Below are 9,118 nucleotides of genomic sequence, written 5' to 3' on the forward strand. Positions count from 1 at the left end.
TTAGGGGGAAGTGGGGGACGCAACGCGCACGGGCGTTGCCTTCCAAAAATAGCGAGTGAAGCCGCGACGCTCGTCGATGTCCTTGATGCGGAACACCATTTCCATGGCCGTGCCCGAATCGACCTCGCCGACGTCGAGGTCCGTGAAGTCCATGAGGATGCGTCCGCCGTCTTCAAAGTCGATCTGGCCGTAGTGGTGTGGCGGTGCGGGGTGGTAGGACAGGTACTCGGCTGACCAGCTCAGCACACGCGCAGCCCGGTCGGCCAGCTTGTGCGGCTTCTGGGTGTCCTGCAGCGGCTCGCCCTGGTCGTAGGACAAGCGAGACGGAGGGTAGTGGACGCTCCCCGTCACCTCGCACTTGCCGGCCACCAAACCCAAAAGCGCCGTGCGGTGCCGCCAGGCCGTGGACAGCGCCGTTTTCTTATCCTGTTCGCCGCGCATGCCGCGCTCCAGCGCCAGCTGGCCCTTGAACGCGAGAAACTTGGTGTAGTTGCGCTCCTCCGCGCCGCGCGCGATCCAATGGCTCACGCCGCGCGCGGGCTTGAACGAACCGATAGCATCGGTGACACGGAACACCAGCGCCTGCGCGCCGCTACCAAACTGCGCCAGCAGGATATGGTCGCCGGGCCGCGCCCGCTCCAGCACATGGGTCAACAGAAGCATGCCGTGCGGCAGACCGCTGTCCCCCACGCCGTCGGCGAGCGTGTCCACCACCGCCTCGGCCCGAATTCCGCACGCCTTGGCGAGCTGCGCGTCCATCTTGGCAAACGCTGATGGGAAGATGAAATGGTCGATCTGCGACGCCCTCACGCCCGACTGCTCCAGGGCGGCGGCGATTGCGCGCGGCACCAGCTTGCCGATGCCCTCGTCGCGCACCCAGCGCTCCTCCCAGTGGTAGTCCACGTCCTCGCCCGCGGCGCGGAAGTGGTCGACGAAATCCACCGAGAGAGTTCCGGCGCCGAGGTATTCCGCGATTACACGATCCTGGCCCACCAGCACTGCCGCAGCGGCGTCGCCGTACTCCAGCTCCTGCGCGCTGGCGGCGCGCGTGCGCCGGTTGTCCGCAGCCAGCACCAGCACGTTGCCGCTGCCGGTCCGTGCGCGGGCCAACGCCTGCGTGAGCGCCGAGAGTGCAGCGCGCTGCGAGCCGCCCATGTCCAGCGCCTCCACGTCTTCGTCCAGCGTGAGCGCACCGGCCACCACGCCCGCATTCAGGCGCTCAGTGAAGGGCAGCGTATCCGAGGCGAGGAACACCGCTCGCACGTGGCTGCGATCCTCGGCCGGGCCCAGGCAATCGCGGGCGGCGGCAACCGCCATTGTGATGCTGTCCTCGTCCCAGTTGGCCATGGCGCGGGTGCCCTTGCGTCCCGCGAACTGGGGCGCGTACCACGCATTCGCCTGGCCTGCCGACTGCCGCGACAGGCGCAGGCGCGGCACGTAGCCGCCGTATCCGGTGATTCCGATCATGGAGAGGTCTTTCTTGGAGACGCGGCGTCGAGGTGCGCCGCCAGGAAGCGGCCGCCGGCCGCGATGGCTTCGCGTGCCTCAGGCAGCTCGCCGGGGAATTGCTGAAACACGTGGATCATTCCGGGCCACACTTGCAACTCGGCCGTCGCACCGGCGGCGCGCGCCTTGGTTGCAAAGGCCTCGGAGTCGCTCAGCACGGTCTCGCGGTCACCGACCTGCAGCATCACGGGTGGGAGCGCGGCCAACGCGGTCGCGTCCGCGAACATCGGGGATACACGTGGATCGCAGGCATCCACCTTGTCGCCAAAATAGTTGCGTGCCATCGCGAGGATCATGGGCCGCTGGTGGATCGGGTCGTCAGCGGCTCGCGTCTCATAGCTCTCTCCCGATGCGCTGAGGTCGGTCCAGGCCGACATGAGAAGAGCCGCAGCTGGCAGCGCACGGCCGCTCTCCCGCAGCGTGAGCATGGCCGACAACGCCAGGCCGCCGCCCGCCGAGTCACCGGCCATGGCTACATGCTCCGCCGCGAGGCCACGCGCCTGGACCCATTCGAAGGCGCACAAGGCGTCCTCCAATGCGGCCGGGTACCGGTGCTCCGGTGCGAGGCGATAGCCCACGCCCAGGACGCGAGCACCGGTGGCCGCCGACAAGAGCGCCATGAGCTCGCGGTGGGATGACAGAGACCCGACCTGAAAGCCGCCCCCGTGGAAGTACAGCACGGCGCGGTCGTCACGCACACGGGGCGCCCGCACCCATTCGCAGGGGACGCCGCCGGCAACTACGGGCTCTATACGCGCATCGCCGCGCGCGCTGAACAATGCATCCCAGTCAGCTCGCATCTGCGCGGGTGTTGTGTCCCGCCGCCAGCGGCCGTAGGTCTGCTTGACCCGGGCGATCACCGCTTCGACGGCTTCGTTCAGCGTTTCGCTCATGCGCCGCACCCCATGCCACCCGACACACCAAGCACCTCGCCCGTGACATAGCCCGCGCTTTCCGACACCAGGAAGGCCACCGCCGCGGCCACCTCGTCGGGCGTGCCGAGGCGCCCGGCCAGCGTCGCGCCGGTCATGGCGCCCAGCAACTTGTCGCCCGCGTCACCCACGGCTTGGCGCAGCAGCGGTGTGTCGATCGGCCCTGGCGCTACCACGTTCGCGGTGATTCCCTTGCGGCCATTCTCGCGTGCGATGGAGCGGGTGAAGGCGATCACGCCGCCCTTGGCCGCTGCATACACCGAGCCGCCGCGCGAGCCCAGGCGGCCAGCCTCAGAGGCCACGTTCACGATACGGCCCCAGCCAGCTGCCTGCATGGCGGGGAGGACGGCGTGGGTGGTATTGAACACGGATTCGAGGTTGACGGCGAGCAGGCGCCGCCAATCGTTCGGCGCGGTCTGCGTGAAGAACGCATGCTGGTCCACACCCGCGCAGTTCACGAGAATGTCGAACGGGCCGTGCTGCGCGACTGATTCGGCAACACGCTCGAAATCTGTCACGTCCAGCGGAATGCCGGTCCCGGCGATCTCGTCACCAAGCCGCGCAGCTGCGTCGCCCTGGATGTCGGCGATAACCACGGCCGCATCGTCGGCGGCCAGCCGGCGCGCGATGGCGGCACCGATGCCGCTCGCGCCACCCGTCACCAGCACACGGCGGCCTTGCAAGTTTTGCGAACCGGCAGCCATCAACGCCCCGTAAAGCGCGGCTGGCGCTTCTCAATCACGGCCGCCAGGCCCTCGCGCGCGTCGGCCATGCCGGACAGCACGGCCTGCGCCTGGTTCTCCTCGGGCATGGCGGCCTCCACGCCCCGGCCAATTCCGCTCCACAAAAGGCGCTTGGTATTCGCCAACGCTGCGGGCGCGCCGGCGGCGAGTTGCCGCGCCAGCGACCATGCCTCGTCCAGCAGCGACGCATCAGGCACCACGCGCGTGATGAGCCCCATCTCCCTCGCCTCGCCGGCCGTGATCACAGGGTTGAGCATCAGTATTTCCATGGCGCGACGGAATCCCACAAGCTGTGTGAGCGTGACCGACACTCCTGCATCCGGCACCATGGCCACGCGCGTTGCACCACCCAGGAACTTGCTGGACTCGCCGGCGATCACGAAATCTGACGAGCACACCAGGCCCATGCCGCCCCCGCCCGCTGCGAAGCCCTGCACGGCAGACACGACGGGCGGGTTCAGCCGGATGAGGAGCGCGGCCACTTGCTGCAGGTACGAAGTCGCCACGCGGATGTAGTCAGGCAATGCCTCACCTTTCGAGAGGAAGGTGTGCACGTCACCGCCGGCGCAGAAGTTCTTGCCTTCGCCGGTGATGAGCACGGCACGCGCCCGGCCGTCGCCGTGCACGCGCGTCACTACCTCGTGCAGCGACTTCAGCAACTCGACGTTCAGGCCATTGGCCGCGTCCGGCCGGTTCAGCCGAATGTGGGCCACGCCGTCCGCGTGCAGCGTCAGCAATGCGGGGCCTTCGCCCATCAGGACCTCGAAAGCGGATGACTCGCTCATGCTCTTGCACTCCATCAGATAAGGAAGGCCATGGAATGGAGTGCCGTGGCGTTGTTCACCAGCACCACCTTCTTCAGCACCATGCGCAGCTTCTCGCCTTCGCGCCGTAATCGGTACTCATTGCGCGACGCCCAGACGACATCGCCGCGCGTCTGCGACTCGAACACCATCGCGTTGGCGGTGGCCAGAATTTCGCGGCCGTCGTCCACCAGCACCTCCACGTTCGACACCAGGCGGCGCAGGCGCGAGCGCGGCGTCTGGCTGAAGCGTTTGCCGGTGTGGTACTGGCGGATGCGCAGGCCGATGCGCGAGCGGTTGTCGTAGATGATGGACATTTCCCGCTCCGGGTCGCCGCCCTCCCCGTTCGCCGGCACCCAGTAAACGCCGTCGTCGGCCCACAGGCTTTCCCAGTCGTCGTAGGCGTGTTCGTCCTGCAGCCGCGCTTCGCGATAGATGAATTGCGTCACGTCTTCCAGCGTCGCGCGCTGTTCGGGTGTCATCGGCATCACGCAGCCTCCACCAGCGAGCGGTAGTGGCGCCAGATGCCGCGGCTGGGCGTCTCGTCGGTGGCGTCACCGACACGAAAGCCGTTTTCGTCCAGACGTTCGCGGTGCTTGCCGCGCCCCAGGTACAGCCATTCGGGGCTGCGCATCTGCACGCCCATCTGCGTGCGCTCGTACATCTCGGCGTCGTCGGCCAGCAGGAATCCTGCGGGCCCGACTGAGCCCATGGTCTGCTGGCGCATGCGGCGATTGAGGTCTGGCGCCCCCTTGAACTGCAGCGCGGTGACGTGCTGAACCGTCTCGTTCACCGCGAGCGGCTGGATCACGAATATCTGGATCTCCGCGATGAAGAGATTCGGGTAGATCATGATGTGCGGCGTGCCGTCGATCATGATCTTTCGAGCCTTCTCCTCGCCATACGCCGCGTTCATTTTCGCCGCATACTCTGGCAATTTCTCGGCTGTGGTGCCGAACCAGCCCATGGGCACGCCGCGCTTGCGGAACTCGGGACGCAGATCGTTCTCGGTGTGGCCATTGCCGAAGTCGCGCGACACGGCCTCGGAATCACTGCTATAGAGCGTGCCAATGCCGCTTTGCGCCACTTCGAAGATGGAGGCATGCACGAACGAGGGGTGATAGCCATCGGTTTCGTTCTCCACCAGGAACTTCCAGTTGGCCTTGACCTTGTGCTTCAGGAAACCGGCTGTGATCTCCACTTGGCCTTCGGGCGAGGTCTCGCACAGCGCGTCGATAGCCCCCATGGCCGCGCCCAAGTGCTGCTCGAGCGTGGGCCCCTCGGCCGCCATGGACGCGAAGATGAAGCCACGGTAGTTGCCCAGGCGCGCTACCTTGCCCAGGCCTAACGTGGTGCGATCCACACCTTCGTAACCCGAAGGAAACGGATAGCCCTTGAGCGACCCGTCGTTGGCGAAGGTCCAGCCGTGGTAGGGGCAGGTGAAGGATCGAGCGCTGCCCTGTTCGGTCATGCACACACGGTTTCCACGGTGCGGGCAGCGGTTATGCAGCAGGTGGATCGTGCCCGACTTGTCGCGGGTCATGATCACCGGCTCGGGGCCGATGGACTTCATGACGTAGTCGTTCGCCTGGGGCACTTCGCTTTCATGCCCCACGTACACCCAGGTGCGGAACCAGATTTTTTCCAGTTCGGCCTGGTAGATGACAGGGTCCGTATACAGCGAACCGTGCACGCGGTCGTCTCGCACCAGCTCGCTCCATTGCGGCTGCCGCGGCTGAGCGGGCGTGATCGGGATCACTTGAGCGCTGGTTTCCAAGAGGATGCCTCCATGAATGAAAGGTGTGGTTGTCCGGCTTTTGAGTTGGTGCAATAATAGTCCGACGCGACGGACTATGTCAAGCGCCAAGCCGGACGTTTTTTCTAGAGGAAGTGAACCCCATGCCGAAAGTCGTTTTCATCGATCACCAAGGCGCCGATTTCCATGTGGAAACCCCTGTCGGCAAGAGCCTCATGCAAGCCGCGCTCGACAATGGGGTGGCGGGCATCCTGGGCGATTGCGGTGGCTCTTGCAGCTGTGCCACCTGCCACGGCTACGTGGACGAGCGGTGGCTCTCGAAGCTCTCGCCCCAATCGGAGACCGAAGTTTTCATGCTCGAGGGCGTTCCGCAGCCCCGCGAGACCAGCCGCCTGTGCTGCCAGATCCGGATGACACCGGAACTGGACGGTATCGTGGTGACGCTGCCCGAAGAACAAGTCTGAGATCGCTCGAGCTCAGTCGGCGTAGGCCATCAGGCACTCCTGGGTGAGGCTGGCGAGGTGCCGGCCTTCGAGATCGTGCACGGAGCCGATCGACAGGCCGCGGCCGCCGGCACTGCCCGGGCTCGTGCTGCAAACGTGCAGCCAGTGGTCCGCTCGCACGGGGCGGTGCAGCCAGACCGCGTGATTGAGGCTGGCGATATAGAGCTTGCGCTCGCCGAGGTCGCGCAGGTGCAGCCCCAGGCTGCTGAAGTTCAACCACCAGTCGGACAGATAGGCGAACACCGCTGCATGGACGCGAGCGTCGGCGGGCAATGGCTGCGACGCGCGCATCCAGAATCGAAAACGCCCGCCCATTGACTCTGGTGCGAACTGGCGGCGCGGCTCCGGAATGCGGAATTCGATGCTCGGCTTGCGGTCCCGCGAATAGCCGCCCAGCCGGTGAAGGTTGTGCACCAGGGCCGGATCCACGTCGTCCAGGCCCGGCAAGTCCTCTGGGTGCTCGCCATCGGGCGCGGTGCTGGCCTCACCGTGTCTTGGCGCGTCGAGCGCCGCCGCACAGGTGACCTGAGCGTCGAGCACGGTCCGGCCGTTGCCTTGCCAGGCGCGCACATGGCGCGAGCTGAATCGCTTGCCCTCTTGCAGCGTGGTCACCTGCAGCTCCACCGTCTCCTGCGGCATCGCGCCCTGCAGGAAGAGAAACTGCATCATGGTGGCCTCACGCCCGGGTGGCACGTCTTGCAGGGCGGCAGCCATGGCTTGCCCCAGCAACTGACCGCCGTACGAGCGGCCGTTCAGATTGGAATCCCCGTGGCGGGTGCGCCACCGACCTGTCCCGGCCGGCTCCAATGCGAGAAGGTCGCCAATATCCAGTTGGTTCCAGGAAGTGGAGATCATGGATCAACCGCGCTCTTTGGACCGGCGATGCCCGGCGGTACGAGGTTCGATCCCGGGCTTGAGGCGCCAGTCGGGGCCGAAGTCGGCGAGGGGATGGCTGGGCAGCGCCGGTACATGTTCAATTTCGCGCAGGCGCTGCTCGTAGGCATCGAGATAGGCGTTGCGCTGCGCTTCGTCCGTGTAGTGGATCGACCAGGCGAGGAAAGGAGGGAGCGTCGCCAGCCCGCTGTACCCGAAGGTGCCATGGTGCAGGTGCCAGAGGATCACATCCTTGTCTCCCAGCAAGCCATCGGGCTCGACCATGCCCGACACGCAGCCGGTAGTCATCGCCAACATGGCCTTGCGGCCCTTCAGCCCGCCGTTGTCGAAACGCATGCCGCCGCCGCCGTAGACCGTGCCGTTGGCGAAGACGCGGTCGATCCAGCCTTTCATGATGGCCGGCACGGAGAACCACCACAGGGGGCCTTGCAAGATGAGCAGGTCGGACCAGAGCAATTTGTCGAGCTCGGCCTGGATGTCGGGCGCGAACGACCGTTGCTGCGAGGCTTGCTTCTGCTCGCGGTCGTACTGCAGCGCGTCGGGGAAGCGCCGCTCGACAAAGTCCGCGCCGCTCGCCACCGGGTTGAAGTTCATCGCGTAGAGATCGGACACGACGACGTCGTGCCCGCAGTCCTGCAAGGTCCTCACGCCCCGGTCGAGCAGCGCGCGCCCGAAGGACCGGGGTTCGGGGTGGGCAAAGACAATCAGGACATTCATGGTGCTACCTCGTAGTTTCCGGTCCTCGTATAATACCCCGACGCGACGGACTATTTATGACCTTGGTTGCAACGCATGCACGCAGTTTTCTGTTCCTCCCTGCCGACCGGCTGGCACGCCTGGACAAGGCCATGGCCAGCGGCGCGCACATGGTCATCCTCGACCTGGAGGATGCCGTAGCTTCGGAGTCCAAGCCCGGCGCGCGCGCAGCTCTGCTGGATCGATGGAGCAGTCTGAGCGCCGAGGACAAGCGGCATCTCGCCATCCGCATCAATGCGGTGGAAACCCAATGGTACGAGGCAGATTGCGAACTGCTTCGTCACCTCGCGGCCACAGGATTGACCACGGTAATGCTACCCAAGGCCGAGGCTGTCACACAGCTTGCGAGTGTCAAGCAACGCGCTACCGGTCTTGCACTTCTTCCGCTCATCGAATCCGCCAAAGGGCTCCATGCAGTCGACCTGATAGCACGCGCGCCGGGCGTGGCCCGGCTGGTGTTCGGCCACCTGGACTTCCAGGTCGATCTCGGCATTGAAAGCGGCCCGGACGAGCGTGAACTTGACGCGGTGCGACTTGCCCTGGTTGTGGCCTCACGCCACGCCTCATTGAACGCACCCGTAGACGGAGTGACGGTCAATCTCAAAGACGCGGCGCGGCTCGCGTCCGATACACAACGAAGCCGCCGGTTCGGCTTCGGCGGCAAGCTCTGCATCCACCCCGACCAGGTGGCGAGCGTCAACGAGTTGCTTGGCGCTTCGGACCACCAGATCGCGTGGGCACGGCGAGTGCTCGAAGCTGCGCACGCCCAGTCCGCGGGCGCGTTCCAATTTGAAGGTGCCATGGTCGACGCGCCCGTGCTCGCGAGAGCACGGGCAATTCTCAACACCAGTCATTGAATATCCCAAATGAAGATTCTTGTTTGCGTGAAGCGGGTGGTGGACTTCAACGTGAAGGTCCGCGTGAAATCGGACAACACGGGCGTCGACATCGCCAATGTGAAGATGAGCATGAACCCCTTCGACGAGATCGCCGTCGAAGAGGCCGTGCGCTTGAAGGAGAAGGGCGTGGTCACGGAAGTCATCGCCGTCTCCTGCGGCGTGGCCCAGTGCCAGGAGACCCTGCGCACGGCCATGGCCATCGGCGCCGACCGCGCCATCCTGGTCGAGACCACCGAAGAACTGCAGCCGCTGTCCGTCGCCAAGCTGCTCAAGGCCCTGGTCGACAAGGAACAGCCGGGCCTCGTGATCCTGGGCAAGCAGGCCAT

Annotated in this window: 11 protein-coding genes; 3 read left to right on the forward strand and 8 right to left on the reverse strand. The window is 65.8% G+C overall.

What is annotated here, in order from left to right; translation table 11 throughout:
* From HNE04_RS05115 to HNE04_RS05140, 6 genes are read right to left on the reverse strand one after another with little or no spacing between them, the layout of a single operon-like run.
* Window positions 1-1,467: a hydroxymethylglutaryl-CoA synthase family protein gene (locus tag HNE04_RS05115; RefSeq protein WP_172217341.1), complete on the reverse strand. Its 1,467-nt coding sequence runs from the start codon at window positions 1,465-1,467 to the stop codon at window positions 1-3.
* Entirely contained in the window at window positions 1,464-2,399 is a 936-nt protein-coding gene (locus tag HNE04_RS05120) for an alpha/beta hydrolase (protein WP_172217343.1), read from the reverse strand. Before HNE04_RS05120 ends, HNE04_RS05115 begins: the two co-directional genes overlap by 4 nt.
* The gene (locus HNE04_RS05125; RefSeq protein ID WP_172217344.1) at window positions 2,396-3,142 is read right to left on the reverse strand and encodes an SDR family NAD(P)-dependent oxidoreductase; all 747 of its coding nucleotides are present in this window, start codon (window positions 3,140-3,142) and stop codon (window positions 2,396-2,398) included. Before HNE04_RS05125 ends, HNE04_RS05120 begins: the two co-directional genes overlap by 4 nt.
* Complete coding sequence (locus tag HNE04_RS05130; RefSeq protein WP_172217346.1) at window positions 3,142-3,966, reverse strand: enoyl-CoA hydratase/isomerase family protein; 825 nt, start codon at window positions 3,964-3,966, stop codon at window positions 3,142-3,144. Before HNE04_RS05130 ends, HNE04_RS05125 begins: the two co-directional genes overlap by 1 nt.
* 14 nt (window positions 3,967-3,980) lie before the next feature.
* Entirely contained in the window at window positions 3,981-4,472 is a 492-nt protein-coding gene (locus HNE04_RS05135) for an aromatic-ring-hydroxylating dioxygenase subunit beta (RefSeq protein WP_172217348.1), read from the reverse strand.
* Window positions 4,472-5,761 (reverse strand): aromatic ring-hydroxylating oxygenase subunit alpha, encoded by a 1,290-nt coding sequence (locus HNE04_RS05140; protein WP_235964785.1) that lies wholly within the window; start codon window positions 5,759-5,761, stop codon window positions 4,472-4,474. The genes HNE04_RS05135 and HNE04_RS05140 overlap by 1 nt, the downstream gene beginning before the upstream one ends.
* A 122-nt stretch (window positions 5,762-5,883) precedes the next feature.
* On the opposite strand from HNE04_RS05140, the gene HNE04_RS05145 reads away from it, so the two are divergent.
* Window positions 5,884-6,204: a 2Fe-2S iron-sulfur cluster-binding protein gene (locus HNE04_RS05145; protein WP_172217350.1), complete on the forward strand. Its 321-nt coding sequence runs from the start codon at window positions 5,884-5,886 to the stop codon at window positions 6,202-6,204.
* A 12-nt stretch (window positions 6,205-6,216) separates the two neighbouring features.
* On the opposite strand, the gene HNE04_RS05150 is transcribed toward HNE04_RS05145, so the two are convergent.
* Complete coding sequence (locus HNE04_RS05150; RefSeq protein WP_172217352.1) at window positions 6,217-7,098, reverse strand: acyl-CoA thioesterase; 882 nt, start codon at window positions 7,096-7,098, stop codon at window positions 6,217-6,219.
* Between the two features lie 3 nt (window positions 7,099-7,101).
* Window positions 7,102-7,854: an NAD(P)H-dependent oxidoreductase gene (locus tag HNE04_RS05155; protein WP_172217354.1), complete on the reverse strand. Its 753-nt coding sequence runs from the start codon at window positions 7,852-7,854 to the stop codon at window positions 7,102-7,104.
* Window positions 7,855-7,910: 56 nt separating this feature from the next.
* On the opposite strand from HNE04_RS05155, the gene HNE04_RS05160 reads away from it, so the two are divergent.
* Both HNE04_RS05160 and HNE04_RS05165 read left to right on the forward strand, forming a co-directional pair.
* Window positions 7,911-8,750 (forward strand): HpcH/HpaI aldolase/citrate lyase family protein, encoded by an 840-nt coding sequence (locus HNE04_RS05160; protein ID WP_172217356.1) that lies wholly within the window; start codon window positions 7,911-7,913, stop codon window positions 8,748-8,750.
* Window positions 8,751-8,759: 9 nt separating this feature from the next.
* On the forward strand, window positions 8,760-9,118 hold a 359-nt coding region (locus tag HNE04_RS05165), incomplete at its 3' end, for an electron transfer flavoprotein subunit beta/FixA family protein (protein WP_172217358.1).

The organism is Caenimonas soli (assembly GCF_013155545.1).
Classification (GTDB): Bacteria; Pseudomonadota; Gammaproteobacteria; order Burkholderiales; family Burkholderiaceae_C; genus Ramlibacter; species Ramlibacter soli.

Coding starts and splice junctions, on each gene's coding strand:
- HNE04_RS05120 (WP_172217343.1), bottom strand. CDS start 2,399: ATGAGCGAAACGCTGAACGAAGCCGTCGAAGCGGTGATCGCCCGGGTC.
- HNE04_RS05135 (WP_172217348.1), bottom strand. CDS start 4,472: ATGCCGATGACACCCGAACAGCGCGCGACGCTGGAAGACGTGACGCAA.
- HNE04_RS05125 (WP_172217344.1), bottom strand. CDS start 3,142: ATGGCTGCCGGTTCGCAAAACTTGCAAGGCCGCCGTGTGCTGGTGACG.
- HNE04_RS05115 (WP_172217341.1), bottom strand. CDS start 1,467: ATGATCGGAATCACCGGATACGGCGGCTACGTGCCGCGCCTGCGCCTG.
- HNE04_RS05145 (WP_172217350.1), top strand. CDS start 5,884: ATGCCGAAAGTCGTTTTCATCGATCACCAAGGCGCCGATTTCCATGTG.
- HNE04_RS05130 (WP_172217346.1), bottom strand. CDS start 3,966: ATGAGCGAGTCATCCGCTTTCGAGGTCCTGATGGGCGAAGGCCCCGCA.
- HNE04_RS05160 (WP_172217356.1), top strand. CDS start 7,911: ATGACCTTGGTTGCAACGCATGCACGCAGTTTTCTGTTCCTCCCTGCC.
- HNE04_RS05155 (WP_172217354.1), bottom strand. CDS start 7,854: ATGAATGTCCTGATTGTCTTTGCCCACCCCGAACCCCGGTCCTTCGGG.
- HNE04_RS05150 (WP_172217352.1), bottom strand. CDS start 7,098: ATGATCTCCACTTCCTGGAACCAACTGGATATTGGCGACCTTCTCGCA.